This is a genomic window from Klenkia terrae (assembly GCF_900491935.1).
In the GTDB taxonomy this organism is placed as follows: Bacteria; Actinomycetota; Actinomycetes; order Mycobacteriales; family Geodermatophilaceae; genus Klenkia; species Klenkia terrae.
The window spans coordinates 4514956-4540754 of sequence record NZ_UEXK01000004.1 but is presented as its reverse complement, the minus strand read 5'-3'; the positions used below and the strand labels follow the sequence as shown (position 1 = coordinate 4540754).

The 25799-nt window shown below is 74.6% G+C and carries 28 protein-coding genes and 1 pseudogene; 20 read left to right on the top strand and 9 right to left on the bottom strand.

Annotation, left to right across the window (positions count from 1 at the left end; genetic code table 11):
- The first annotated feature begins 2 nt into the window (after window positions 1-2).
- From LFA75_RS22505 to gcvP, 8 genes are all read left to right on the top strand, one after another.
- Window positions 3-335: a small basic family protein gene (locus LFA75_RS22505; RefSeq protein WP_055768226.1), complete on the top strand. Its 333-nt coding sequence runs from the start codon at window positions 3-5 to the stop codon at window positions 333-335.
- Between the two features lie 13 nt (window positions 336-348).
- The gene (locus LFA75_RS22500) at window positions 349-1152 is read left to right on the top strand and encodes a DUF881 domain-containing protein (protein WP_225235805.1); all 804 of its coding nucleotides are present in this window, start codon (window positions 349-351) and stop codon (window positions 1150-1152) included.
- A 14-nt stretch (window positions 1153-1166) separates the two neighbouring features.
- Entirely contained in the window at window positions 1167-1571 is a 405-nt protein-coding gene (gcvH, locus tag LFA75_RS22495; RefSeq protein ID WP_225235804.1) for a glycine cleavage system protein GcvH, read from the top strand.
- A 292-nt stretch (window positions 1572-1863) separates the two neighbouring features.
- A complete protein-coding gene (gene odhI, locus LFA75_RS22490) occupies window positions 1864-2382 on the top strand; it encodes an oxoglutarate dehydrogenase inhibitor Odhl (RefSeq protein WP_225235803.1) in 519 nt (172 codons plus the stop codon).
- Entirely contained in the window at window positions 2379-3149 is a 771-nt protein-coding gene (gene ftsR / locus LFA75_RS22485) for a transcriptional regulator FtsR (protein ID WP_225235802.1), read from the top strand. Before odhI ends, ftsR begins: the two co-directional genes overlap by 4 nt.
- A 71-nt stretch (window positions 3150-3220) precedes the next feature.
- Window positions 3221-3712, top strand: coding sequence for a bifunctional nuclease family protein (locus LFA75_RS22480; protein WP_225235801.1), 492 nt, complete (start codon window positions 3221-3223; stop codon window positions 3710-3712).
- Window positions 3713-3934: 222 nt separating this feature from the next.
- Window positions 3935-4495, top strand: coding sequence for a MerR family transcriptional regulator (locus LFA75_RS22475; RefSeq protein WP_455428468.1), 561 nt, complete (start codon window positions 3935-3937; stop codon window positions 4493-4495).
- A gap of 24 nt (window positions 4496-4519) precedes the next feature.
- Window positions 4520-7501: an aminomethyl-transferring glycine dehydrogenase gene (gcvP, locus tag LFA75_RS22470; protein ID WP_225235800.1), complete on the top strand. Its 2982-nt coding sequence runs from the start codon at window positions 4520-4522 to the stop codon at window positions 7499-7501.
- Between the two features lie 67 nt (window positions 7502-7568).
- Here gcvP and LFA75_RS22465 read toward each other — a convergent pair whose 3' ends face one another.
- The 3 genes from LFA75_RS22465 to LFA75_RS22455 form a co-directional block, all read right to left on the bottom strand.
- Entirely contained in the window at window positions 7569-9035 is a 1467-nt protein-coding gene (locus LFA75_RS22465; protein ID WP_225235799.1) for an aminopeptidase P N-terminal domain-containing protein, read from the bottom strand.
- 443 nt (window positions 9036-9478) lie between these two features.
- Window positions 9479-11200: an HNH endonuclease signature motif containing protein gene (locus LFA75_RS22460; RefSeq protein WP_225235798.1), complete on the bottom strand. Its 1722-nt coding sequence runs from the start codon at window positions 11198-11200 to the stop codon at window positions 9479-9481.
- A 596-nt stretch (window positions 11201-11796) separates the two neighbouring features.
- Entirely contained in the window at window positions 11797-12213 is a 417-nt protein-coding gene (locus LFA75_RS22455) for a VOC family protein (protein WP_225235797.1), read from the bottom strand.
- 90 nt (window positions 12214-12303) lie between these two features.
- On the opposite strand from LFA75_RS22455, the gene LFA75_RS22450 reads away from it, so the two are divergent.
- Window positions 12304-12900, top strand: a complete 597-nt coding sequence (locus LFA75_RS22450) for a DinB family protein (RefSeq protein WP_225235796.1) — start codon at window positions 12304-12306, stop codon at window positions 12898-12900.
- On the opposite strand, the pseudogene LFA75_RS24210 reads toward LFA75_RS22450, so the two are convergent.
- A pseudogene (locus tag LFA75_RS24210) lies at window positions 12876-13357 on the bottom strand (tetratricopeptide repeat protein). The gene LFA75_RS22450 and the pseudogene LFA75_RS24210 overlap by 25 nt on opposite strands.
- Window positions 13358-13396: 39 nt before the next feature.
- Between LFA75_RS24210 and LFA75_RS22440 the strand changes: the two are divergent.
- The gene (locus LFA75_RS22440; RefSeq protein WP_225235795.1) at window positions 13397-13822 is read left to right on the top strand and encodes a VOC family protein; all 426 of its coding nucleotides are present in this window, start codon (window positions 13397-13399) and stop codon (window positions 13820-13822) included.
- 5 nt (window positions 13823-13827) lie between these two features.
- On the opposite strand, the gene coaA is transcribed toward LFA75_RS22440, so the two are convergent.
- Window positions 13828-14790, bottom strand: a complete 963-nt coding sequence (gene coaA, locus LFA75_RS22435) for a type I pantothenate kinase (RefSeq protein WP_225236110.1) — start codon at window positions 14788-14790, stop codon at window positions 13828-13830.
- Window positions 14791-14879: 89 nt separating this feature from the next.
- Here coaA and LFA75_RS22430 point away from each other — a divergent pair, with 89 nt between their 5' ends.
- Complete coding sequence (locus tag LFA75_RS22430; protein WP_225235794.1) at window positions 14880-15704, top strand: GNAT family N-acetyltransferase; 825 nt, start codon at window positions 14880-14882, stop codon at window positions 15702-15704.
- Here LFA75_RS22430 and LFA75_RS22425 read toward each other — a convergent pair.
- Together LFA75_RS22425 and LFA75_RS22420 are read right to left on the bottom strand one after the other, a co-directional pair.
- Window positions 15694-16584 (bottom strand): class A beta-lactamase-related serine hydrolase, encoded by an 891-nt coding sequence (locus LFA75_RS22425; RefSeq protein WP_225235793.1) that lies wholly within the window; start codon window positions 16582-16584, stop codon window positions 15694-15696. The two genes, LFA75_RS22430 and LFA75_RS22425, sit on opposite strands and share 11 nt — an antisense overlap.
- A gap of 43 nt (window positions 16585-16627) precedes the next feature.
- Window positions 16628-17161 (bottom strand): YbhB/YbcL family Raf kinase inhibitor-like protein, encoded by a 534-nt coding sequence (locus tag LFA75_RS22420; protein WP_225235792.1) that lies wholly within the window; start codon window positions 17159-17161, stop codon window positions 16628-16630.
- 93 nt (window positions 17162-17254) lie between these two features.
- Between LFA75_RS22420 and LFA75_RS22415 the strand changes: the two genes are divergently transcribed.
- Together LFA75_RS22415 and LFA75_RS22410 are read left to right on the top strand one after the other, a co-directional pair.
- Entirely contained in the window at window positions 17255-17986 is a 732-nt protein-coding gene (locus tag LFA75_RS22415) for an HAD family hydrolase (RefSeq protein WP_225235791.1), read from the top strand.
- The gene (locus LFA75_RS22410; RefSeq protein ID WP_225235790.1) at window positions 17983-20352 is read left to right on the top strand and encodes a glycoside hydrolase family 65 protein; all 2370 of its coding nucleotides are present in this window, start codon (window positions 17983-17985) and stop codon (window positions 20350-20352) included. The genes LFA75_RS22415 and LFA75_RS22410 overlap by 4 nt, the downstream gene beginning before the upstream one ends.
- Window positions 20353-20356: 4 nt before the next feature.
- Here LFA75_RS22410 and LFA75_RS22405 read toward each other — a convergent pair whose 3' ends face one another.
- A complete protein-coding gene (locus tag LFA75_RS22405; protein WP_225235789.1) occupies window positions 20357-21121 on the bottom strand; it encodes a M50 family metallopeptidase in 765 nt (254 codons plus the stop codon).
- Between LFA75_RS22405 and LFA75_RS22400 the strand changes: the two genes are divergently transcribed.
- From LFA75_RS22400 to LFA75_RS22390, 3 genes are all read left to right on the top strand, one after another.
- Window positions 21120-21485 carry a Rieske (2Fe-2S) protein gene (locus LFA75_RS22400; RefSeq protein WP_225235788.1) on the top strand — a complete coding sequence of 122 codons (366 nt, stop codon included), beginning with the start codon at window positions 21120-21122 and terminating at the stop codon, window positions 21483-21485. The genes LFA75_RS22405 and LFA75_RS22400 overlap by 2 nt on opposite strands.
- Before the next feature lie 81 nt (window positions 21486-21566).
- Window positions 21567-22262, top strand: a complete 696-nt coding sequence (trhA, locus tag LFA75_RS22395) for a PAQR family membrane homeostasis protein TrhA (RefSeq protein WP_225235787.1) — start codon at window positions 21567-21569, stop codon at window positions 22260-22262.
- Window positions 22259-22930, top strand: a complete 672-nt coding sequence (locus LFA75_RS22390) for a lysophospholipid acyltransferase family protein (RefSeq protein WP_225235786.1) — start codon at window positions 22259-22261, stop codon at window positions 22928-22930. Before trhA ends, LFA75_RS22390 begins: the two co-directional genes overlap by 4 nt.
- A 6-nt stretch (window positions 22931-22936) precedes the next feature.
- On the opposite strand, the gene LFA75_RS22385 is transcribed toward LFA75_RS22390, so the two are convergent.
- A complete protein-coding gene (locus LFA75_RS22385; RefSeq protein ID WP_225235785.1) occupies window positions 22937-23281 on the bottom strand; it encodes a hypothetical protein in 345 nt (114 codons plus the stop codon).
- A gap of 129 nt (window positions 23282-23410) precedes the next feature.
- On the opposite strand from LFA75_RS22385, the gene LFA75_RS22380 reads away from it, so the two are divergent.
- The 4 genes from LFA75_RS22380 to LFA75_RS22365 are packed head-to-tail and all read left to right on the top strand — an operon-like array spanning window position 23411 to window position 25796.
- On the top strand, window positions 23411-23965 hold the full coding sequence (locus LFA75_RS22380; protein ID WP_225235784.1) for a cysteine hydrolase family protein: 555 nt from the start codon (window positions 23411-23413) through the stop codon (window positions 23963-23965).
- 4 nt (window positions 23966-23969) lie between these two features.
- A complete protein-coding gene (locus tag LFA75_RS22375) occupies window positions 23970-24320 on the top strand; it encodes a VOC family protein (RefSeq protein ID WP_225235783.1) in 351 nt (116 codons plus the stop codon).
- 35 nt (window positions 24321-24355) lie between these two features.
- Window positions 24356-25252, top strand: a complete 897-nt coding sequence (dapA, locus tag LFA75_RS22370; RefSeq protein WP_225235782.1) for a 4-hydroxy-tetrahydrodipicolinate synthase — start codon at window positions 24356-24358, stop codon at window positions 25250-25252.
- A gap of 7 nt (window positions 25253-25259) precedes the next feature.
- Entirely contained in the window at window positions 25260-25796 is a 537-nt protein-coding gene (locus LFA75_RS22365) for a GNAT family N-acetyltransferase (RefSeq protein ID WP_225235781.1), read from the top strand.
- Window positions 25797-25799 lie beyond the last annotated feature (3 nt).

The following is a 25799-nucleotide window of genomic DNA, read 5'->3' as shown; positions in this document are numbered from 1 at the left end:
CGGTGATCCCCATCCTCGGCCTCGCGGTGGGCGTGGTGCTCGGCCTGCTGCTGGACCCCAGCGTCCCGGTGTGGCTGCAGCCCTACCTGCCGATCGCGGTCGTCGCGGCCCTGGACGCCGTCTTCGGCGGCATCCGCGCCCGGTTCGACGGGATCTTCGACGCCAAGGTGTTCGTGGTGTCCTTCGTGTCCAACGTGGTGGTGGCCGCGCTGATCGTGTTCCTGGGCGACCAGCTGGGCGTCGGCGCCCAGCTGTCGACCGCGGTCGTGGTCGTGCTGGGCATCCGCATCTTCGGCAACGCCGCCGCCATCCGCCGGCACCTCTTCCGGGCCTGAGCGGGAGGCAGCCATGACCGACCAGGACCCGGCCCGGCCCGAGCCCGAGGCTCCCGGGCCCGACGCCGTCGAGACCGAGCCCGAGACGGTGGGGGAGGCCCGGCCTCCGTCCGTCTGGCACCAGCTGCGGCACGGCCGGCGGGACCGGCTGGCCGCCGCGCTGATCGGCGCGCTCACCCTGCTGCTGGGCTTCGCCTTCGCCGTCCAGGTGCGCAGCCATGACGGCGGCGAGGACTACGACCGGGCCCGCGAGGAGGACCTGGTCAGCATCCTCGACGACGTCAACTCCCGCGAGGACCGGCTGCGCCAGCAGATCTCCGAGCAGCGGACCGCCCTCGACCAGCTCACCGACACCGACAGCCAGTCCGCGGCGGCCCTGGCCGAGGCGCAGCAGCGGGCCACCGAGCTGGGCATCCTCAACGGCAGCCTGGCCGCCCAGGGCCAGGGGCTGACCATGACGCTCACCGACCCGGCCGGGGAGATCACCCCGGCCATCCTGCTCAACGCCGTCCAGGAGCTGCGCGGCGCCGGTGCGGAGACCATGCAGGTCGACGACGTCCGGATCGGCGTGAGCAGCGCGGTGACCGGCACCGCCGGCGCGCTGAGCATCGACGGCCAGGCCGTCACCGCCCCCTACGTCTTCGTCGTGATCGGCGAGCCGCAGGTGCTGGCCACCGCCATGGACATCCCGGGCGGGGTGAGCGCCACGGTCCGCCGGGAGGGCGGCGACGTCCGGATCGTGCAGTCCGACCAGGTCGTCGTGGACGCGCTGCGCCCCCTCGACGAGCCCCAATACGCTGACCCCGACGGCAACTGAGAGAAGGACGACGCATGAGCACCCCTGAGGACCGCCGCTACACCGACCAGCACGAGTGGGCCCAGGTCCAGGGCACCTCCGGTGCGGCCACGGTGGTCCGCATCGGGATCACCGACCACGCGCAGGACGCCCTGGGCGACATCGTGTTCGTCCAGCTGCCCGCCGTCGGCGACGAGCTCACCGTGGGCAACCCGATCGGCGAGGTCGAGTCCACGAAGAGCGTGTCCGACGTCTACGCGCCGCTGGCCGGGACGGTGTCGGCGGTCAACGACGCGCTGGCCGAGACCCCCGAGACGGTCAACTCCGACCCCTACGGCGAGGGCTGGCTGCTGGAGATCGAGGTCACCGGCGACACCGAGGACCCGACCGCCGAGCTGATGGACGCGCAGGCCTACCAGACCCTGGTCGACCAGGGCTGACCCGACCCGCCCGGCAGCCGCCGGGGCCGACCCCCGGTCACCCGGGATGCGGCGATCACTATGCTCGCCGAGAGTGATCCGGGACGGCACCGCGACGGTGCCGCGACGGACCCACCCTCAGCCTCGACGTCCGGTTGACCCTCGGGTCGGCCGACTGGTTCCATGATCCCGGCCCGCCCGCTGACAGCGGCGGCCGACCCTCGACGGGCCGCCCGGCCCGTCGTCCGCCGGCCGGCCGCGGCCTGAGAAGACAGTCCGCGGCGGTGCCGCCTGCACATCCGGAGGAGACACCGTGCACTGCACTCGATGTGGACACCAGAACCCCGAGGGCAGTCGCTTCTGCGCGCAGTGCGGCTCGGCCCTGTCCCCGGAGCGGGTGGGCGAGTCCACCAGCGTCATCCCCAAGGTGGGCGGCGAGGACTCCGGCGAGGCCCCCCAGACCGGTGAGACCCCGCTCGACGCGCACGCCGGCGCCGTGGAGTCCCTCCCGGCCGGCTCCGCCCTGCTGGTGGTCAAGCGTGGCCCGAACGCGGGCAGCCGCTTCCTGCTCGACCAGGAGGTCACCACCGCCGGTCGGCACCCCGACAGCGACATCTTCCTCGACGACGTGACCGTCAGTCGCCGGCACGTGGAGTTCCACCGCGAGGGTGGCGGCTTCACCGTGCACGACGTGGGCAGCCTCAACGGCACCTACGTCAACCGCGAGCCGGTGGACGTCGCCTCCCTCGCCGGTGGCGACGAGGTGCAGATCGGCAAGTTCCGGTTGGTCTACCTGACCGGGCCGCGCACCGGCGAGCCCGCCTCGTCGTGACCGCGGCGGCCCGGGCCGGGGAGCCCGCGCCGGGTGCCGGCGCGACCGGGGCCGACAGCCGGCCCCGGTTCACCATCGGCGAGGTGCTCGCCGACCTGCGCGACGAGTTCCCCGACGTGACGATCTCCAAGATCCGCTACCTCGAGGGCGAGGACCTGGTCCACCCGCAGCGCACGCCGTCGGGATACCGGAAGTTCTCCACCGCCGACATCGACCGGCTGCGGTTCGTGCTGGCCGCCCAGCGCGACCAGTACCTCCCGCTGCGGGTGATCAAGGAGCAGCTGGACGCGCTGGACCGGGGCGAGTCGCCGGCCACGCTGCCGGCGCGCCCCGAGGTCACGGCTCCGGAGTCGCAGCCGGCACCGGCCCGGGAGCCCGAGCAGGGCGAGCCGCTGTCGGCCGCCGACTTCGCGGCCGCGGCGGACCTCGACGACGCCCAGCTGGCCGACTGCGTGCAGTACGGCCTGCTGACCCCGGGTGCCGACGGCCGGTTCCCGGCGTCGGCCCTGGCGGTGGCCCGGGCCGCCGGCGGTCTGGCCCGGCACGGCATCGAGCCCCGGCACCTGCGGGTGTACCGGACCAGCGCCGAGCGCGAGGCCGCCCTGGTCGAGCAGGTCGTCGCCCCGGTGCTGATGGCCCGCTCCGAGGACGCGCACACCCGCGCGGCCGAGCAGCTGCGGGAGCTGGGCACGCTGTCCACCCAGCTGCACACCGCGCTGCTGGAGGCCCGGCTCCGCGAGGTCCTCGGGGCCGACGCCGGGGCCTGACCCGCGGCGTACGTTGTGAACCGTCGTCCGGCCCTCGTGGTCGGTCCAGCACCGACCGGGGGAGGCCCATCGTGCAGGAGCTCAGAGTGGTCGGTGTCCGGGTCGAGCTGCCCGGCAACCAGCCGATCCTGCTGCTGAAGGAGACGCAGGGCGAGCGCTACCTGCCGATCTGGATCGGCGCGGTCGAGGCCGCGGCCATCGCGTTCGAGCAGCAGGGGGTCCGGCCGGCCCGGCCGATGACCCACGACCTGCTGCGCGAGGTGGTCACCGTGCTCGGGGCCAGCCTCGAGGCCGTGCACATCACCGAGATGAAGGACGGCATCTACCTCGCCGAGCTCGTCTTCGGCGACGAGCGGACGGTCAGCGCCCGCCCCTCGGACGCGGTCGCGCTCGCCGTCCGCACCGGTGCGCCGATCTACGGCGCGGAGGCACTGCTCGACGAGGTGGGGATCGAGATCCCCGACGAGCAGGAGGACGAGGTCGAGAAGTTCCGCGAGTTCCTCGACCAGGTCAGCCCGGACGACTTCTTCGGCCCGGATCCCACGTCGGACCCCAGCCCCTGACCCAGCGTGAGTGGGCCGTGACGGCGTGCCGATCGCAGGTCACAGCCAGGTCACCCTCTGGGGTGACCTGGTCGACACGCCGCCGACCGCGGTTGACCGCCCCACCGGGCGGGCCTACCTTCGACGAATCACCCCGGTGCAACTCCGAGCGCACAGCTCGGTGGTCGCGCGGGGCGCCGGCCGGGTCTCCGGATCGGGCCGCACGACGAGGAGGACGCTGACGTGGGCGACGGCAACCAGGGCCAGCTGTTCACCGACGCGGCAGTGGGTGCTCCCTCCTACGACGAGGCCGACTCCGACGCGTTCGGCTACCGGGGCCCCACCGCGTGTGCGGCCTCTGGCATCACCTATCGGCAGTTGGACTACTGGGCGAGAACAGGTCTGGTCGCCCCGTCGGTCCGCACCGCCACCGGCTCGGGCACCCAGCGCCTCTACAGCTTCCGCGACATCCTCGTGCTCAAGGTCGTCAAGCGACTGCTGGACACCGGGGTCTCGCTGCAGAACATCCGCAAGGCCGTGGACCACCTGCGCACCCGCGGGGTCAAGGACCTGGCCAACGTGACCCTGCTGTCCGACGGCGCGACGGTGTACGAGTGCACCTCGGCCGAGGAGGTCGTCGACCTGCTCGCCGGTGGCCAGGGCGTGTTCGGCATCGCGGTGTCCGGCGCGCTGCGCGAGCTGACCGGCGAGCTCGCCGAGCTGCCCGCCGAGCGCCTGGACGGCGGTCCGGTCGAGGCCGACGACGAGCTCTCCGCCCGTCGCCGCCGCCGCGCCTCCGCCTAGCCGCCAGCGGGTACGTTCGGGGTCGTGGTCGACCCCGCAGCTCCTCTCCCCGCCCTGGCCGATCTCCAGCCCCGCGGCGCGTTCGCCGCCCGGCACATCGGCCCCCGCACCGACGACACCGCGGCCATGCTCGCCGCGGTCGGTCAGCCGTCGCTGGCCGCGCTGGTCGACGCCGCCGTCCCCGAGGTCGTGCGCGACCGCAGCGCGCTGGATCTGCCCGCCGCCCAGGGCGAGGCCGAGGTGCTGGCCGCCCTGCGCGAGCGGGCCGCCCGGAACGAGGTGTTCACCTCGATGATCGGGCTGGGCTACAGCGGCACCACCACCCCGGCGGTCATCCAGCGCACGATCCTGGAGAACCCGGCCTGGTACACCGCCTACACGCCCTACCAGCCCGAGATCAGCCAGGGCCGGCTCGAGGCGCTGATCAACTTCCAGACCACGGTCGCCGACCTCACCGGGCTCCCGGTCGCGGGCGCCTCCATGCTCGACGAGTCCACCGCGGCCGCCGAGGCGATGACCCTGGTCCGGCGGGCCGGCAAGGCCAAGCCCGACGCGGTGTTCGTCGTGGACGCCGACACGTTGCCGCAGACCCTCGCGGTGCTGCAGACCCGGGCCGAGCCGCTGGGGATCACCCTGCACGTGGCCGACCTGACCGCCGGCTGGCCCACCGACCTGCCCGAGGCCGGGGCGTTCGGCGTCCTGCTGGCCTATCCGGGTGCCTCGGGCGCCGTCCGGGACCACCGCGCGCTGACCGCTGCCGCGCACGAGGCCGGTGCCGCGGTGGTCGTCGCCGCGGACCTGCTGGCGCTGACCCTGGTCGAGGCACCGGGGGAGTGGGGCGCCGACGTCGCCTGCGGCACCACCCAGCGCTTCGGCGTCCCGATGGGCTACGGCGGCCCGCACGCCGGTTACCTGTCGGTCCGCGAGGGCCTGGCCCGCCAGCTCCCCGGCCGGCTGGTCGGCGTCTCGGTGGACGCCGACGGCGACGTCGCCTACCGGCTGGCGCTGCAGACCCGCGAGCAGCACATCCGCCGGGAGAAGGCGACCAGCAACATCTGCACCGCGCAGGTGCTGCTCGCCGTCATCGCCGGCGCCTACGCCGTCTACCACGGGCCCGAGGGCCTGGCGGCGATCGCGGCCCGCACGCACCGGTCGGCCACCACGCTGGCCGGGTGGCTGCGCGCCGGTGGCGTGGACGTCGTCCACGAGCACTTCTTCGACACCGTGCTGGCCGCGGTGCCGGGCCGGGCGGTCGACGTCGTCGCGGCCGCTGCAGAGCGCCGGATCAACCTGCGGCTGGTGGACGCCGACACCGTCGCGGTGGCCTGCGACGAGACCACGTCGGTGGACACGCTGCGCGAGGTCGCCGCCGCGTTCGGCGTCGAGCCGGGCGGTCTGGACGACGTCACCGACGCCCTGCCCGCGGCCGTGCGGCGGAGCACGCCCTACCTGACCCACCCGGTCTTCTCCGCCCACCGCAGCGAGACCGCGATGCTGCGCTACCTCCGGTCGCTGAGCGACAAGGACCTGGCGCTGGACCGCACGATGATCCCGCTGGGCTCCTGCACGATGAAGCTGAACGCGGCGACCGAGATGGCCGCGATCACCTGGCCGGAGTTCGCCGGGTTGCACCCCTTCGCCCCGGTCGAGCAGGCCCGCGGCTACGCGCAGCTGATCGACGAGCTGTGCACCGGGCTGGCCGAGATCACCGGGTACGCCGCGGTCAGCGTGCAGCCCAACGCCGGCTCGCAGGGCGAGTTCGCCGGGCTGCTGGCCATCCGCGGCTACCACCACTCGCGCGGGGACGTGCAGCGCGACGTCTGCCTGATCCCGTCCTCGGCGCACGGCACGAACGCCGCGTCGGCGGTCATGGCCGGCATGCGGGTCGTGGTGGTGGCCTGCGACGACCAGGGCAACGTCGACGTCGCCGACCTGCGGGCCAAGGTCTCGCAGCACGCCGACCGGCTGGCCGCGCTGATGATCACCTACCCGTCCACGCACGGGGTGTTCGAGACCGCGGTGGGCGACATCTGCGCCGCGGTTCACGACGCCGGTGGTCAGGTGTACGTCGACGGCGCGAACCTCAACGCCCTGGTCGGCCTGGCCCGGCCGGGCCGGTTCGGCTCGGACGTCAGCCACCTCAACCTGCACAAGACGTTCTGCATCCCGCACGGCGGCGGTGGCCCCGGCGTCGGCCCGATCGGCGTCCGGGAGCACCTGGTGCCCTTCCTGCCCGGCCACCCGCTGGTCGAGACCGGCGGCACCGGACCGGCCGTGGCCGGCGCCCCGTTCGGCTCGGCGGGGATCCTGCCCATCTCCTGGGCCTACCTGCGGCTGATGGGCCCCGACGGGCTGACCCGGGCCACCGAGCACGCCATCCTGGCCGCCAACTACGTGGCCGCGCGGCTCCGCGAGCACTACCCGGTGCTCTACACCGGCGCGGAGGGCCTGGTGGCCCACGAGTGCATCCTGGACATCCGCGGCATCACCAAGGCCACCGGCGTCACCAACGACGACATCGCCAAGCGGCTGGTCGACTACGGCTTCCACGCCCCGACCATGAGCTTCCCGGTCAACGGCACGCTGATGGTGGAGCCGACCGAGAGCGAGGACCTGGGCGAGATCGACCGCTTCGTAGACGCGATGATCGCCATCCGCGGCGAGATCGCCCGGGTCGAGTCCGGGGAGTTCGACGCCACCGACAACCCGCTGCGCAACGCCCCACACACGCTGGCGATGCTGGCGCGGGACTGGGACAAGCCGTACAGCCGGGAGACCGCGGTGTACCCGGTGCGCGCGCTGGTGGGCCGGTCCTACCTGTCGCCGGTGCGCCGCATCGACGGTGCGTACGGGGACCGGAACTTGGTCTGTTCCTGCCCATCGCCGGAGGCCTTCGAGGAGGTCGCACCGGAGGCCGGCGCGGTCCCGGCCCCGCACGGCGACCCCGAAGGCGTCGGCGAGACCGAGACCGCGGGCGTCGAGCGCGAGGTCGTCGCCCAGGCCTGACCCACTGACGCGGTTCCCGCCCTCATCCGCTGTGCGGTGAGGGCGGGAACCCGGCGGTGCGTGGCCGCTACAGCTCGCGCGGCCGGGCCTGCACGTCGGCCATCCAGGCGACCAGCTCGTCGGCGTCGGTGGGCAGCGCGTCGGACAGCACCCGGGCGGCGCCGTCGGTGACCACGAGGTCGTCCTCGATGCGGACGGCGACCCCGCGCAGCTCGTCGGGGACGGTGCGGTCGTTGACCTGGAAGTACAGGCCGGGCTCGACGGTGAGGCAGTGCCCCGGCTGGAGCGTGGTGGCCAGGTACTCGGCGCCGTCCAGGGTGGCGCAGTCGTGCACGTCCAGGCCGAGCAGGTGGCTGGTGGAGTGCAGGGTGTAGCGCCGGTGGGCGCCGGCGCCGGGGCGGGCGAGGTCCTCGTGCAGGGCGTCGTCGGCCGACCAGGGGATCAGTCCCCAGCGGCAGAGGTGGTCGGCCAGGACCCACTGCGCGGCGCGGTGGGCGGCGAGGAAGTCGCGGCCGGGGCGGACCTCGGCGATGCCGGCGTCATGGGCCTCGCGGACGGCGTCGTGCACCCGGCGCTGGACCGGCGTCCAGGTGCCGGAGACGGGCAGGGTGCGGGTGACGTCGGCGGTGTAGAGGGAGGTGGTCTCCACGCCCATGTCGGCGAGCAGCAGCTGGCCGGGGCGGATGTCGCCGTCGACGGGGGCCCAGTGCAGCGAGGTGCCGTGCGTGCCGGCGGCGACGATGGAGGAGTAGCCGACGTCGTTGCCCTCGAGGCGGGCGCGGCGCCAGAAGGTGCCCTCGAGCCAGCGCTCGCCGCGCCGGCCGTCGCCGGCGAGGAGCTCCGGCAGTTCGCGGACGACGTCGGCGAACCCGCGGGCGGTGGCGGCGCAGGCGTCGGCGAGGCGGTCGATCTCCCAGTCGTCCTTGACCGCGCGGAGGCGGTCGACCGTGCGGCCCAGCTCGGGGTCGCCGGGTCCCAGGTCGGGGTCGACACCGCCGAGGACCCGGGCGTCACCGGCGGCGCGGAGGGCGGCGGGGAGCTCGGTGCGCGGTCGGACCTGCACGTCGAGAGCGGCGGCGGTGCCGGCGGCGGAGGGGACGCCGCCGACCCAGAGTGCGCCCTCGCGGCGGTCGGTGACGTAGGTGAGCGTGCCCGGCCCGGCGGAGGGCGGCAGGTAGATCGTGGCGGCGCCGTCGGGGGCGAGGAGGAGGACGGCGCCCTCGGCCTGGTCACCGGTGAGCCAGGTGTAGGCGCTGGCGGGGCGGAACCCGTAGACGGTGTCGTTGGCGCGGACCGGAGCGGTGCCCGACGGGACGACGACGGTGCCCCCGGGCAGGGCGGCCAGCAGGCGGGCGCGGTGCGCGGCAGCGGCGGCGGCGGCGCCCGGGTGGGCAGGATGCGGCGCCTCGGGCTCGGGGTCCCAGCCGTCGGCCAGCGTGGTCTGCACCCAGGGCCCGAACGCCTGGTCGTGCGGGGCGCGGCGGGTGGCGTCGGGGACGGCGGGGCTGCCCGCGAGGTCGTCGGCAGAGCTCATGCACCCAGTCTCCCGCTGCCCTCGTCGGGCCGTGTGCCCACCCTCCGCCGACGCCACGGCGACCCGGCTGCCGCTGCTGATCGTGCTGCCTGGCGGAACCGGCGCTTGGCCTGACCCCCCCCTTCCGACGACCCGGAGCCCTGGGTCCCGCCCCGTCGGACTGCAGTCGCGTCGGCCACCGAACCTGCGTCCGAGTCGCTCCGGATCAGCTCCGCCACCGGCCAGCGTGGCGACCGCGTGGCCCAGGGCCCCGCCACTGTGCCGGACCTCGCCTCAGAGCACCCCCTCCCGTCGAACCCGGCCCGGGCCACCGCGAAGGCCCGCACCCCGAGAACCGATGGCCGTCCGGCGGCCGTATCGAAGCCTTGGGTGATCACCTTGGACGGGACGCCCACCCGGGCGGCCGAACGCCGCTCAGCGGGTCGTCTGTCGAGGCCAGACGGTCAGAAGGGTGGTGGGTCGGCGGCTGGGTCGTAGGGCGGCGGCGACTCCTCGAGCAGGTCGAGGACCTCACCCATCGCCGGTGGCCGGGTGGTCCGGGTCGTGCCGCCGGGCGTGGTCACGTGCAGGGTGCCGTCGGCGTCGATGGCGAACCGCCAGCCGGGCGCGTGGGTCTTGAGCCGGTGGTGCCGGCGGCAGAGCATGGCCAGGTTGCGGACGCAGGTCGGTCCACCCCGTTCGGGGTCGTGGTGGTCGTAGGGGATGACGTGGTCGGCGTCGCAGGTCCGGGCGACTTGTCGGCAGCCGGGGAAGCGGCAGTGCCGGTCGCGGGCGCGCAGGTACCGGTACTGGGCTGCGGTCGGTGTGTAGCCAGGAGCTGGTGGTGGCGGTCCGAGTCCACGCCCGCCCTTCGCAGCGGCGACCAGCTCCTCGGGGGTGGCGACGGCGAGCAGTCGGCCGCGCTCGCCGGTGATGGTGAGGTCGAGGTCTCCGCCGTCGGGGTGGGTCAGACCGAGGGCGTCGATGCGGTGCAGCAGGGACCGCACCGCGGCCGGGGTGACCGGCAATCCGCCGACGTGCCCGACCCGGCTACCGCAGCCCGCATCACGGGCGGCCGGGACGCTGATCGCTTCGTAGTCGGCCGCGTCGTCGTCGGCCGCGTCGTCGTCGGCGGAGCCATCCTCGGCCGCCTCGTCCTCGGTCGCTCCGTCTTCGGTCGCTTCGTCTTCGGTCGCTTCGTCCTCGGTTGTCTCGTCGCTGGGGACGGCGCCCTCGGCTGCCGCCGACTCGGCCTTCGCCGGGGCGTCGGGGAGGAGGTCGGCGAGGTCGGCGTTGATGGTCACGTGGGCGACCACGGGGTCCTGGGCTTCCCAGGGGCGGGTGATGAGGGTGGCGACCAGTTCGGTCTCGATCTCCCCGGCCCGGCGGTCGTCTCCGTCGGCCTTCCGCTCCCGCGCGAACGCCGCCAGCTGGGCCTTCACCAGCTTCGCGGTCGCAGCCTCCATCCCGGCCACCCGCACGTCGGCCAGGCCGTCGCCGGTGCCCTGCACCCGCACCCCGGCCTCCCGCTTGCGCAACTCCCGCCGCCGGTCCGCCGCCGCAGGGTCCGCAGCGATCAGCGCGGCCTCGAGCCGGACGCGCAACGTCGAGGGCGCGCACCCTGCCGCGGCCCACGCCACCCCGCGGGCGGCGACCGCGTCGACGATCGCGTCGTCGACCGGGCCGCCCCACGACCGGGCCTGGTAGCGCAGCGCCCGCACGATGGCCTTGGCACGGGTCTCATCGATCCGCTGATCAGCCAACGCATCCCACACCGCCGGGAACTGCCGGACCAGCGTCAGGTCGTCATCCACCAGGTACCGGGCCGACCCGACGGACATGTTCAGCAGGACCGCGACCTCGTCGGGCAGGAAGTCATCGGCGGTCTGCAGTGACGGGTCAAGATCCGGGTCGGCGTCGGGGCGGGTGTCGGTGCGCGCACCGGGCGCGAACGGCAGCGGCTGCCGGGCCCCGAGGGTGGCCTTCCGCTCGATCAGGCCGGCGCGGTAGGCGGCCAGGGCCGACATCTGCTTGGCCACCGAGGCCAGCTCCGCGTCCAGCTCGGTACCCGAGAGCCCGGCGGCGGCCGCGAGCTCGGTCAGCCGTGGCACCGGCGCAGCGTCGACGGGGACAGCGGTGACGTAGGGGGTCACCTCCACCCGGAACCGTCGCGCCGTCGCTGTCATGGACCCAGTCCACCAGAGGGGTCTGACAGAAACGGCGCCCGAACAGCGTCCTGAACAGCTAATTCTCTGCTAGCGGGCCGCCACCTGGCGTGACGAAAGAAGTCGACCGGTGTCTGGACCGTCGTCGTCAGTGGGGAGGCATCAGGCGGGGGAGGGCTGTGCCGATCGGGCGGCGACGACCTCGACGCGGCTCCGGCGGCCAGTTCGGGGACGCCCGTGTGTCGACGCAGGGCCGCTCGGGAGCGACTCGTTCACCTGGGCGGTCTGCCGAGTCGGGTCGGTCATGCCGATCGAGCGGCGACGACTCGACGCGTCCAGGGCGACCAGTTGGGGGACCCCCTATCCAGGAGGACCGACGGGGCTGATCTCGACGCGGACACCTGGGTGGTGCTGCGGGGGCAGGTCGATCGCGTCGGACGGGCGGCGTCCGCATCGGTCACCACCTGCGCCACCACCGTCGTCCCTCGTCGGCACGACCCGTGCGGCCGCTCAATCGGCACCAATACGACAAACCTGGGTAGCCCGGGGCGCCTTGCTCCCGACACTGCGCCCCGAGCCCTTTCCGCCCACCCACAGCAGGTGAGTAGGCCGGGCTCTCAGAGCGGCGCCTCCACGAAGACGCAGAACGGATGCCCCGCCGGGTCGACCAGCACGTACAGCGGCTCGTCCGGGTCCTCGCTGCGGTCCAGCCGGAGCGTCGCCCCGAGCCCCAATGCGGTCTGCAGCACCTGCTGCAGGCTCAGCACATCGGGCACGGAACAGTCCAGGTGCAGCTGCATCGGGACGTCGTCCTCGGGCCAGGTGGTCGGCGTGAGCCGCTCCACCTGCTGGAACGCCAGCTGCGGCGCGCCGCCGGGGCTGCGCAGCACCAGCCACTCCAGCTCGTCTGGTCCCTCGGCCGGGGGTTCGTCCCCGGGCCGGTACTCGTAGCCGAGCAGCTGCCGGTAGAACTCGGCCAGCGTGCGGATGTCGGTGCCGTCGAGCACCACCTGCCGGATGGTCGGGACGATCACGGCCCCTCCTCGTCGATGCGGTCGGATCCACCATGCTCCGGGGGTACGACACCGTCGACCCGGGCGCCCGGCGGTGCCAGGGTGTGGTCCATGACCTACGGATCGCCGGAGTTCGACTGGGACGTGCTGACCCGCCCCGACGTGGCCTCGCTGCTCGCCGGCCAGCTGGGGTTCTCCTGGCTCGACCTGCACGAGCACCTGCAGGACCTCGCCGACGACGAGTACTTCTGGAAGCCCGCGCCGTGGGCCCTCTCGATCGCCCCGCGCAGCAAGACCAGCCGGCGCACCGCCGGCGCGGGGGAGTGGGTGGTGGAGTGGCCCGACGGCCCCGACGACCCCGGGCCGCGCACCATCGCCTGGCTGGTCTCGCACCTCGTCGAGGTGTTCACCGAGCGCTGGGAGTGGACCTTCGGCGGCCGCACCCGGCGGCGCGACGACCTGGTGCTGGCGCACCCCAGCGCCGAGGCCGGGGTCGCGGCGCTGGTGGAGGCGGTCGGCGCCTGGCGGGAGGGCATCGCGGGGCTGTCCGAGGACGAGCTGTGGACGGTCGGGCGCAGCCAGGCCACCCCGGTCGACCAGCAGGCACCCTTCGCCCACCTGGTGCTGCACCTCAACCGCGAGCTGATCCACCACGGCGCCGAGATCACCGTGCTGCGCGACCTCTACCGGGCGAGCTCCGCGGCGTAGGCGGCCAACGACCGCTGGTAGCGCGGCAACCGGGGAGCCAGCGCGCCCAGCGCGAGGCCCAGCGCCTCCCGTTCCCGGCCAAGGTCGGCCAGGCACAGTGCGAGGAACGCCCGGACGGCGTCGTCCAGGTCGTCGGACGTGCGGTCCAGCTCCGCCTCGAGCAGCTGCGCGCCGTCGGCCGGGCGGCCCAGGTTGCGGTACGAGCTGGCCAGCTGGACGGCGGCCCGCCGGCGCCGGAGGCCACCAACCCCAGCCGCAGCGCCTCCTCGTAGAGCGGCACCGCCTGCTCCGGGTGACCGGTGGAGTCGTGCGCCCCGGCCAGCTCGAACACCCCGGACCCGTCCCCGGTGGGGCAGGCCGCGGCGAGCTCCGCCGCCCGGGCCACGAAGTCCGGGGCGTCCACGTCACCGGCCCACAGCTGCGCCACCTGCTCGTCCCAGTCCACGGCCGACAGCATGCCCGCGGAATCGTCGGTGGCCCGTGCCAGGGTCACCGCATGAGACCGGTCATCACCCTGATCACGCTCGGCGTCACCGACCTCGCCCGGGCCCGGGCGTTCTACGCGGCCCTGGGCTGGCGGGAGTCCAGCCAGTCCCAGGAGGAGGTCGCGTTCCTGCAGGGCGCCGGCACCCACCTGGGCCTGTGGTCCCGCACCGAGCTGGCCGCCGACTCCGAGGTCGCCGACGACACCGGCGGCTGGGGCGGCATCCCCCTGGCCCACACCGTGGGGTCCACCGCCGAGGTGGACGAGGTGCTGGCCGAGGCGGCCGCCGCCGGCGGCACCGTGCTGCGGCCCGGCACCGCCACGTTCTGGGGCGGCTACAACGGGGTGTTCGCCGACCCCGACGGCCACCGCTGGGAGATCGCGCACAACCCGGCCTGGCCCCTGGACGACGCCGGCCGGTCCCAGCTGCCCGACTGAGCCGCTCAGAGCTTGCGGAGCAGGACCCGCTTCACCGAGTGGTCGGCAGCCTTCTGCAGCACCAGCCGGGCCCGCGACCGGGTCGGGGCGATGTTGGTGCGCAGGTTGGGTCCGTTCACCGCCGCCCAGATGCCGCGGGCGGTCTCGACGGCCTCGGCGTCGGTCAGGTCGGCGAAGCGGTGGAAGTAGGCGCCCTCGTCCTGGAACGCCGTCCGGCGCAGGGCGAGGAACCGCTCCACGTACCACTGCTCGACGTCCTGCTCGCCGGCGTCGACGTAGACGGAGAAGTCGAAGAAGTCCGACAGGAACACCTCCGGCACCCGGCCGTCGGCACGGTTGCCCGCCTGCAGCACGTTCAGGCCCTCCAGCACCAGGACGTCGGGGCGGTCGACCAGCTGCACCTCGCCGGGCAGGACGTCGTAGGACTGGTGGGAGTACAGCGGCGCGGTCACCGAGCCCCGGCCACCCTTGACGTCGGCCAGGAACCGCAGCAGCGCCCGGCGGTCGTAGGTCTCCGGGAAGCCCTTGCGGCCGAGCAGACCGCGGGACTCCAGGACCGCGTTGGGGTGCAGGAAGCCGTCGGTGGTGACCAGGTCGACCCGCGGGGTGTCCGGCTGGGCGGCCAGCAGGGCCTGCAGCAACCGGGCGGTGGTGCTCTTGCCGACCGCGACGCTGCCGGCGACGGCGATCACGTACGGCATCTTCGCGGTGCTGGTGCCCAGGAACTCCGACTGGGCGGTCCACAGCCGGCGGCTGGCGGCGACCTGCAGCGCCAGCAGGCGGGCCAGCGGCAGGTAGACAGTGCGCACCTCGTCCAGGTCGATCCGGTCGCCCAGGGTGGCCAGCCGGGCCAGCTGGGCGGCGTCCAGCGGCAGGTCCTGGTTCTTCGCGAGGGCACGCCACTGGTCACGGTCGAACGCCGCGTACGGCGAGGGATGGCTCCGCGGGGCGACCGTCACGGCGACCATGGTGCCGTCGGCCCACCCGTCCACCTCGCCCGGGTGGGCCCGGGCCCCGTCGCCGGGTGCACCCGGTCGGGCGCGTCTAGGGTTCGGGTGTGCCGACGCGACCGGGTCTGCTCGACCGCATCGAGCAGTACTTCGCCCTCTCCCCGCTCCCGGAGACGGCCGTCCGCCGGGTCGGTGCCCTCGACGTCCCGGTCGGCTCCGCCGAGTGGCCCTACCCGGCGCGCCCGCACCCGGGTGGCGGGCCGGTGCCGGTCGCCGACATCGAGGCGGCGCTGGCGCTGCAGCGGGAGTCCGGCATGCCCGAGGCGCTCGAGTGGTTCGCCCAGCGCAACCCGGGCCTGGCCCAGGCCGCCCGCAGCGCCGGGCTCGGGATCGACGAGCTGCCGCTGCTGGTCGCCGTGGACGACGTGGAGGTCACCCTCCCCGAGGGCGTCCGCTTCTTCCTGGTCGGCGCCGACGACCCGCAGCTGGCCACCTACCAGCGGCTGGCCCAGCTGGCCTTCGCCACCCCGGTCGGCGCGACCGCCGGGCCCATCTCCTCCGCGCCCGGCGCGGCCCCCGACCGGCTGGTCGACCCCCCGCAGCCCACCAGCGTGCTGCGCGAGCGGATCGCCGACGGGCGCACGGTCATGATGATCGCCGTCGAGGACGGCGAGCCGGTCGCCGTCGGCTCGCACCAGCCGGTCGACGTGGACGGCACCGGCATGAGCGAGATCGTCGGCGTGGCCACGCTGCCCCGCTTCCGCGGCCGCGGCCTGGGCGCGGGGCTGGCCTCCACGCTGGTCGAGCACGCCGGGGAGACCGTGCAGACGGTCTTCCTGGCCGCCGGGGACGACGACGTCGCGCGGGTCTACGAGCGGGTCGGCTTCGCCCGGATCGGCACCACGCTGGTCGCCGAGCGCGTCAGCGACTGAGCGCCGCCGCCGCGGCGTCCACCGCGGCCCGGGCGGCCGGCCAGTCGACGACGTCGACGGGGAACGTGGCCAGCACGACCACCACCCGGTCGTCGACGACGCCGATCGAGTGCAGGTACCGCTGCCCGTCGAGCACCATCCAGCCCTGCTTGGCCGCCGTCCCCGCCGACCGGCCCGGACCCAGCAGCCCGAAGGACTGGTCGAAGCCGTCCGCACCGGCCGGGGTGGCCCGGGACAGGGCGCCCAGCAGCAGCTCGGCGTCGTCGGGGTGCGCCCGGTCGGGCAGCTCGGTGAGGAACCGGGCCGGGTCGGCGGCGGTGGTCAGCGTCTGGCCCCAGGCGCCCGGGTCGGGAGTGGGTGCCGAGGTGCCCTGCAGGTCGTAGCGGGCGACCACGTCGGCCAGCACCGCCGGGCCGTCGTAGGCCACCCACAGCTCGGACGCCGCGAGGTCGTCGGAGCTGGTGAGGGCCGCGTCGATCCGGGCCAGGTCCTCGGCGGGCAGCGCGGTGCCGGCGGTCCGGGCGGTGGCGAGGATGCCCTCGGCCAGGTACAGCTTGACCAGCGACGCGGTGGGCACCGGCCGGTCGACGTCCCCGACCGCCCAGGATCCCGCCGAGCCCCGGGCGACCGCGTCGGCGGTCGTGCCCGGAGGCTCGGGGGACTGCACGGGCGCGACGGCGGCGACCAGCGTGCCGACCGGACCGAACCCGACCAGCGCGGCCCCGATCGGCGAGACGGCGGGGAACGGGGCGACCAGGGCGGTCGGCTGCACCGACCGGACGACGGCGACCGGCGCAGCCTGGGCAGCCTCGGCCTCCACCAGGAGACCGGCCACCAGCACCGCGGTGACCGCGACCGTGCGACCACCCCAGCGACTCATGGGTTGTGCACTACCCACCGCCGTCCGGGTCACACGCCGCGGGTCACGAGACCTCGAACGTCGGCACCAGGGTGGCCCGGGCCAGCGTGTGGCTGAACAGGTTGAAGCCGAGGAACGCGCAGGAGCCCTCCGCCGGGACGCCGAGGTCGTCGGTGTCCAGTGCGTGCACCACCACGTAGTACCGGTGCGGGCCGTGGCCGGCCGGGGGAGCGGCACCGACGAAGCCGGCGAACCCGGCGTCGTTGCGCAGCTGCACGGCGCCCTCGGGCAGGCCGCCGTCGGCGGCACCGGAGGGGAGCTCGGTGACCGAGGCGGGGATGCCGGTGACCGCCCAGTGCCAGAAGCCGCTGGCGGTGGGGGCGTCGGGGTCGTAGACGGTCACGGCGAAGCCCTTGGTGCCCTCGGGGAACTCCGACCAGGACAGCTGCGGGGAGCGGTCCTCGCCGTCCAGACCCATCTTGCCGCTGACCTGCTCACGGCCCAGCGGCTGTCCGTCGCGCACATCGGAGCTGGTCAGGGCGAACTCGGGCACCTCGGGCAGGAAGTCGTACGGGTTGGGCGGGGTCTGACGGGACATCGGGTGCTCCTCCGGTGCGGTGGATCGGTCGTACCCAACCTAGGAGGGGGAGACCGCGCCCGCTCACCAGGCGGCAGCCGTACCGTCTGCCCCGTGCTGGGACTACCCGAGACCATCCGTGGCTGCCTGTTCGACCTCGACGGCGTGCTCACGCAGACCGCCACCGTCCACCAGGCGGCCTGGAAGCGGACCTTCGACGAGTTCCTGCGTGCCCGCGACCCGCAGGCCGCGGAGTTCAGCGATGCCGACTACCAGCGCTACGTCGACGGCAAGCCGCGCGCGGACGGCGTCCGCGACTTCCTGGCCTCCCGCAGCATCGAGCTGGCCGAGGGGACGCCGGACGACGGTCCCGACGAGCAGACCGTGCAGGGCGTGGCCACCCGCAAGAACGACCTGGTGCAGGCCGAGCTCGACGAGCACGGCGTCACCGTCTACGAGGGCTCGGTCCGCTACCTGCGGGCGGTCAAGGACGCCGGCCTGCCGGTGGCCGTGGTGACCGCGTCGGCCAACGGCGAGAAGGTGATCGCCGCCGGCGGGTTCGCCGACCTGGTCGACGCCCGCATCGACGGCGTGGTGACCGCCCGGGAGGGCTACCGGGGCAAGCCCGCGCCGGACACGTTCCTGGCCGGCGCCCGGGCCCTGGGCCTGCAGCCGGGGGAGGCGGTGGTCTTCGAGGACGCCCAGTCCGGCGTGGCCGCCGGCCGCGCGGGGGACTTCGGCTACGTCGTGGGCGTGGACCGGGTCGGGCAGGCCGACGCGCTGCGCGAGCACGGCGCCGACGTCGTCGTCACCGACCTGGCCGAGCTGCTCGGGGACCCGTCGTGACCGAGGGGCGCGCGCACTTCCCGATCGAGGCCTGGGCGCTCACCGAGACCGGCATCGACCACGACAGCCTCGCGGTCAACGAGTCGGTGTTCGCCCTGGCCAACGGGCACATCGGCATGCGCGGCACGCTGGAGGAGGGCGAGCCCTCCGTCGTCCCGGGCACCTACCTCAACGGCTTCTTCGAGGAGCGCCCGCTGCCCTACGCCGAGGCCGGCTACGGCTTCCCGGAGGAGGGCCAGACCGTCGTCAACGTGACCGACGGCAAGCTGATCCGGCTGCTGGTCGGCGACTCCCCGCTGGACCTGGACTACGGCCAGATCATCTCCCACGAGCGCACCCTGGACCTGCGGGCCGGCGTGCTGCGGCGGTGCACCGAGTGGCGCTCGCCGAACGGGCGGACCGTGGAGCTGCGCAGCACCCGGCTGGTCTCGCTGACCCGCCGGTCGATCGCCGCGATCCGCTACGAGGTGCGCTGCACCGACGACGGCGGCGACCTCTACGTGGCCATCCAGTCCGACCTGCTGGCCAACGAGGTGGTGGAGAACTCCGGGTCCGACGACCCGCGCGCGGCCGCCGCGCTGCGCAAGCCGCTGCAGTCCGAGCTGCACACCGGCCGCGGCCGGCACGCGGTGCTCGTGCACCAGACCACGACCAGCCGGCTGCGGATGGCCGCCGGCATGGACCACGACGTGCTCATCCCCGACAGCGCCAGCGAGGACCTGGAGGTCTCCCCGGACCTCGCCCGCTACACGCTGGCCGCCCGGCTGCCGGCGGGGGAGAAGCTGCGGCTGGTCAAGTACCTGGCCTACGGCTGGTCCTCCCGGCGGTCCTCGGCCGCCGTCCGGGACCAGGTGGAGGGCGCCCTCGCGGTGGCCAAGCTGGCCGGCTGGGACCGCCTGGCCGCCGAGCAGCGCGAGCTGCTGGACGGCCACTGGGCGCAGGCCGACGTCACCATCGAGGGCGACGACGAGCTGCAGCAGGCCGTGCGGGTGGGCATGTTCCACGTCCTGCAGGCCGGCCTCCGCGCGGAGAAGCAGCCGATCCCGGCCAAGGGCCTCACCGGCCCGGGCTACGACGGGCACGCGTTCTGGGACACCGAGACCTACGTCCTCCCGGTGCTGACCTACACCGCGCCGGAGGCCGTCCGGGACGCCCTGATCTGGCGGTGGAGCACCCTGGACCTGGCCCGCGAGCGCGCCGCCGTCCTCGGGCAGAAGGGCGCGGCGTTCCCGTGGCGGACCATCCGCGGCGAGGAGACCAGCGGGTACTGGCCGGCCGGCACCGCGGCGTTCCACGTCAACGCCGACATCGCCGACGCCGTCGTCCGGTACCGCAACGCCACGCAGGACGACACGTTCGACGCCGACCACGGCACGGAGATCCTGGTGGAGACCGCCCGGCTGTGGGCGTCGCTCGGGCACATGGACGACGGCCGCGGCTTCCGCATCGACGGCGTGACCGGCCCCGACGAGTACACCGCCGTGGTGGACAACAACGTCTACACGAACTTGATGGCCCAGCGGAACCTGCGCGAGGCGGTCGCCGCCGTGCACCGCCAGCCCGGGGTCGCGGCGCGGCTGCAGGTCACCGAGGACGAGGTCGCCGTCTGGTCCGAGGCCGCGGAGAAGATGCGGATCCCGTTCGACGACGAGCTCGGCGTGCACATGACCAGCGAGGGCTTCACCCGGCACCAGGAGTGGGACTTCGAGGGCACCCCGCCGGACAAGTACCCGCTGCTGCTGAACTACCCCTACTTCGAGATCTACCGCAAGCAGGTGGTCAAGCAGGCCGACCTGGTCATGGCGCTGCACCTGCGCGGGGACGCCTTCACGCACGAGCAGAAGGTCGCCGACTTCGCCTACTACGAAGCCCGCACCGTCCGCGACTCCTCGCTGTCGGCGGCCCAGCAGGCCGTCGTGGCGGCCGAGTGCGGGCACCTCGAGCTGGCCTACGACTACTGGGGCGAGGCCGCGCTCACCGACCTGCAGAACCTGCACGGCAACTCCGGGCACGGCCTGCACATCGCCTCGCTGGCCGGTGGCTGGACCGTGGCCGTCGCCGGGTTCGGCGGCATGCGCGACCACGACGGTCACCTGACCTTCGCCCCGCGGCTGCCCCCGCAGCTGACCGGGCTGGCCTTCCGGGTCGTCTACCAGGGTCGCTGCCTGCGGGTCCGGATCGGCCGGGAGAAGGTCGTCTACCAGCTCGTGTCCGGCGAGCCCCTGGAGATCGGGCACCACGGCGACACGGTGACCGTGACCGACGCCGAGCTGGCGCTGGACATCCCGCCGGCCGCCGAGGTCGAGCCGGTGCACCAGCCCGCGCACTGCGCTCCCCGTCGGCGGGGACGGCACTCAGGGCAGTAGGAGGTCAGGGGAGCAGCCAGCGGACGGCGAGCACCAGGGCGCCGACGTCGACCAGCAGGAAGAGCCCGACCCAGACCAGCCCGGGGACGCCGGTCAGGCGGGCGAGCTGGTCGGCGTCGCTGTCGGGGGAGCCGTGCCGGCGACGGGCGGCCTGCAGCTCCCACACCGTGCGGGGGGCGGCGAGCAGCAGGAACCACACCACGACGTGGGCGAACCCGGCCTGCCACTGCGCCGGCAGCCACCAGGTCGCCGCGAACACCAGCGCCCCGGTGACCAGCACCGACCACAGCCCGTAGAAGTTGCGGATCTGCAGCAGCAGGAGCGCCAGGAGGGCCAGCACCGCCCACAGCATGCCGATCGCGTGCCCGGCGGCCAGCAGCGCGGCGGCGCCCAGCCCGAGCAGACCGGGACCGACGTAGCCGGCCGCCGCGGTGAGCACCATGCCCGGGCCGGTGGGCCGGCCGCGGGAGACGGTCACCCCCGAGGTGTCCGAGTGCAGCCGGATGCCGGCCAGGCGTCGTCCGGTGACCAGCGCGGCGACGCCGTGCGCGCCCTCGTGGGCGATCGTCACCGCGTTGCGGGTGACCCGCCAGAGGTCGCGCTGCACGACCAGGACCAGCGCGAGGACGGCGGTGACCCCCAGCCACAGCGGCGGCAGCGGGGGAGAGGTGGCGCCCACCCGGTCCCAGATCTCGTCCATCGCCGTCCAGCCGACCACACCGGCCCGCCGAGGGCTGAGCCCGGGGCTCGACGGGTAGCGCCCGGGCATGACCGACACCGACCGTCCCAGCATCCCCGCCGCCCAGCTCACCCCCGGCACCGTCGCGCCGGTGGGGTCCTCCGCCGTCGGCACCTCGGGCGGAGAGCTGTTCGCCGTCTCCCGGCGGTGCCGGCACCAGCTCGGCGACCTGTCCCGCGGCACCGTGGACGCCGAGGGCTGCCTGGTCTGCCCCTGGCACGGGGCGCGCTACGACGTCCGCAGCGGGGCGATGGTCGAGGGCCCCCGTGGCTTCCTGGGCTACCACGGCCCGACCTCGGGCTACACGACCGCGGTGCGCTGGCTCGGCCGGGTGCTCCCGCTGCGGGTCCGGCGGGCCGTGCGGCGCGGGGACGACGTCGTCGTCGAGCCCTGAGCCGACCCGCCACGCCGGTGATCCGTCGGGCAGACTGACGCCGGCCGCTTCGAACCCCCGGACGGCCACGAGGAGGCACCCGTGACCGCCCCGCCGATGTCGGCGCCACCCGCCCTGCTCTACGACGCGCAGCGGGACACCCACCACGTCCGCCCGACGTGGCGTGGCTGGCTGCACCTGGCCTGGTCCCAGCTCGCGCTGGTCTTCGGCGTCCTGCTCGTGGTCGCCGCCCGCGGACCGGTGGAGACGACCGCCGTCCTGGTCTACGTCGTCGCCCTGGTCGGCCTGCTCGGCACCAGCGCGCTCTACCACCTGGGCACCTGGTCGCCCGCCGCCCGCCGGGTGCTGCAGCGCCTGGACCAGTCGATGATCGTCGTGCTGGTCGCCGGCACTGCCACCCCGATCGCGCTGCTCGCGGTCCGCGGGACGGCGGGCTACCTGCTGCTGGGCCTGGTCTGGACCTGCGCTCTGGCCGCGATCGGCCTGCACCTGGTCTTCCTGCAGGTGAACGAGGTCCTGATGGGCAGCGTCTTCATCGGGCTGGGTGTGCTGTCGGCCCTCGGCCTGCCTGCGCTGTGGGACACCGCCGGCCACGCCGCCGGGTGGCTCGTGCTGGGCGGGGGAGCGCTCTACATCCTCGGCGCGGTCGGCTACCACCTGCGCCGGCCCGATCCCCGCCCGCTGGTCTTCGGCTACCACGAGGTGTTCCACGCCCTGGTCTGCGCCGCGGCCACCTGCCACTTCCTCGCCGTCTCCGTCCTGCTGGCGGCCCGGTGAAGCTGACCTGGGCGTACGCGCTCGTCATGGCCGTCGGCACCCCGATCGTGCGCGGCTGGGGCCGGTTGCGGGTGGTCGGCGCGGAGCACGTGCCGGCGACCGGCCCCGTCGTCCTCATGGCCAACCACGACAGCGCCTGGGACCCGGTCGTGGTCGGGGTGGCCGCCGTCCGGCGCCGGCAGGTGCGGGCGCTGGCGAAGGACTCGCTGTGGAAGAACAAGGTCGTGGGCGCCGTCCTGGACCGGATGGGGCAGATCCCGGTGTCCCGCGGTCGCGGGGACGCCGCCGCCCTGGCCGCCGCCGTCGCGGTGCTCCGGGACGGCGGCTGCATCGGTGTCTTCCCCGAGGGCACCGTCTCCCGCGGGCGGACCATGAAGGTGTTCAGCGGCGCCGGCCGGCTGGCCCAGGCCGTCGAGGGCACCCCGGTGGTGGGCGTGCGGATCACCGGTGCGGTGGACGTCGTCCGCTTCCCGAAGCGGCCGCGGATCACCGTGGAGTTCCTGCCGCCGGTGCAGCCGCTGCCGGGGGAGTCGGCGCTGGCGCTGACCCGCCGGGTGGTCGCCGAGGTGCGCTCCACCGCCCCGCCGCAGATCCCCGGCCGGGCCAAGGCCGCCGCCGGGTTCCGGCAGCTGGTCGCCGAGCACGACGCGCAGCGCCCGACGGGCTGACCCGGCTCAGCCGGCGAGGCCGGGCGCCAGGACGACGGCGGCCAGCAGCGGCCCGGCGAGCAGCAGCACCGGCCACCGGCCGGGTCGGCCGCGCCGGGCCAGGGAGTGCACGACCGCGGCGGTGCCCAGCAGCGCGAGCGTGGTCGCGTCCAGCGCCCAGGTGCGGTCGGCGTCCGGCGGCAGCTGCAGCCGGTTGACCAGCATCGCGGCCCCGACCACCAGCGCGGCGGCCAGCAGGGCCAGCTGGCCGACGAGGTCGCCGGCACCGGGCCACCGGTCCCGGCACCGGGGGTCGGCGGGCCGGGTGACGGGGGAGGACGACACGGCGGCGGCGCGCTGGTACGGGGTCACCACACGACCCTCTCCGGCGGGGGACGGCGACCCCACCGCAGCACTACTCAACCGGGACCGGGCAGAACTGTCGGTGCGCGGGCCTACGGTGCCCTCACCACCCGGCGACCGCCCCCGAGGAGACCCGCGATGACCACGTTGACCGACCGCCCGAACACCGCCCTGTTGGTGATCGACGTGCAGAACGGGGTGATGGCCGGCTCGCACGGGACCGACGAGGTCGTGCAGCGGATCGACGGCCTGGTCTCCCGGGCGCGCGCCGAGCAGGTGCCGGTCGTGTGGGTGCAGCACTCGTCTGCCGAGCTGCCGCAGGGCAGCGAGCAGTGGCAGGTCGTGCCGCAGCTGCAGCGCGCCGAGGGGGAGGCGCTCGTGCACAAGGAGCACGGCGACTCCTTCGAGGGCACCGACCTCGAGCAGGTGCTCGCCGGTGCCGGGGTCGGCCGGCTGGTGGTCACCGGTGCGCAGACCGACGCCTGCATCCGCTCCACCATCCACGGGGCGTTCACCCGCGGCTACGACGTCACGCTGGTCGGCGACGCGCACACCACGGAGGACCTCAGCGACTACGGCGCCCCGGCGCCGGCCGACTTCATCTCCCACACCAACCTGTACTGGGGCTTCCAGACCGCACCCGGCCGCACCGCCGCGGTGGTGCCGGCCGCCGACGTCACCCTGGCCGGCTGACGCGGTGCGCGTCGTCGGCATCACGCCGAACCTGCCCGTGGCCGACGTCGAGCAGGCCGGGTTCTGGCGCGACTTCGTGGGGCTGTGCGAGCAGGAGTTCAGCCTGGGCTGGGTGGCCCGGTACACCGACCCGGCGACCGGCCTGCACGTCCAGCTGGTCACCGCCGACGCCACCGCTCCCGAGGACTCCGCCCTCACGGTGAAGACCGACGACGTCGACGCCGCCTACGCCGAGGCCCGCGCGGCGGGCTACGAGATCGTGCACCCGCTGACCACCGAGCCGTGGGGCGTGCGGCGGTTCTTCGTCCGGGCACCCGACGGCACGGTTGTCAACGTGGCCCAGCACAGCGGCTGAACGGCCCGGCCGCCGGCGCTGGCTAGAGTGCCGCGGTGAGCTCCACGCCCCGCTTCGGCCGCTTGATCACCGCCATCGCCACCGCGTTCGACGCGCAGGGCCGGGTCGACCTCGAGGCCACCGCCCGCATCGCCAGGCACGTCGTGGACACCGGCAGCGACGGCGTCGTGGTCTCCGGGACGACGGGAGAGGCGCCGACCACCACCGTGCCCGAGGACGGCGAGATCCTGGCCGCCGTCCGGGAGGCGGTGGGGGACCGGGCGACCGTGATCGCCGGCGTCGGGACCAACAGCACGGCGCACTCGGTGGAGATCGCGGAGCAGGCGGCCGGCATCGGCGCCGACGGCCTGCTGGTGGTGACGCCGTACTACAACAAGCCCAGCCAGAACGGCATCCTCGGGCACATCACGACCGTCGCCGGGGTCAGCGACGTCCCGGTGATGCTCTACGACGTGCCGAGCCGGACCGGGTCCTCGATCGCGCTGGACTCCTACCGGGCCGCCCTCGAGCTGGACACCGTCGTCGCCGTCAAGGACGCCACCGGCAACCCCGCCCAGGCCGCGCGGCTGCGGCAGCTGGGCTACGAGGTCTACTGCGGCGACGACGCCCTGACCCTGGGCTACCTGGCCTACGGCGCGGTCGGCCTGGTGAGCGTCGTGGCGCACGCGGCTGGGGAGCAGCTGCGGGCGATGGTCGAGGCCTTCCTCGCCGGCGACCACGGCACGGCGCTGGAGATCCACACCCGGCTGCTGCCGGCCTTCGACGCGGTCATGGGCGTGCCGAACTACGGCGCGTCGACCGCCAAGGCCGCCCTGCAGCTGCTCGGCGTCCTCGACGACCGCCGGGTCCGCCAGCCGCTGGCCGAGCTCGACGACACCGAGGTCGCCGCCCTGCGCGCCGGCCTGGCCGCGGCCGGCCTGCTGGCACCGTAGGCCCCGGGTGTCCACGACCCCTGGGCTCACCGTCCGCCCGCGCGAGGACGCCGATCTGCCGCGCCTGCTGGAGATCCTGCAGCGCAGCCACGAGCTGGTCGGCTACCCGGTGCGGGCCTCCGTCGTCCGGGCGGACTGGCTGGCGCTGCCGACCGAGCTGGTGTCCGCGGTCGCCGTCCACGACGGGCGGGTGGTCGGGCACGTGGCCCTGCACCCGGCGACCGGGCCCGGTCACGACGCGGGGGAGCAGCTGGCCGCGCAGCGCTGGTCGGCGGCCACCGGGACGCCCGCCGAGCGCCTGGCGGTGCTGTCCCGGCTGGTCACCGACGGCTCGGTGCGCGGCGCGGGGCTGGTGCTGCTCGACCACGCGGTCGCGACGGCGGGGTCGCTCGGGCGGGTCCCGGTGCTGCTGGTGACCCCGGACGCCGACGCCCGCGGGCTCTACCTGCGGCACGGGTGGCGGGAGGTCGGCACCGCCCGGCAGCAGTGGGGCGAGCACACCGTCGACGCGGTGCTGATGGTCCTGGCCGGCGGGGAAGACTGACGT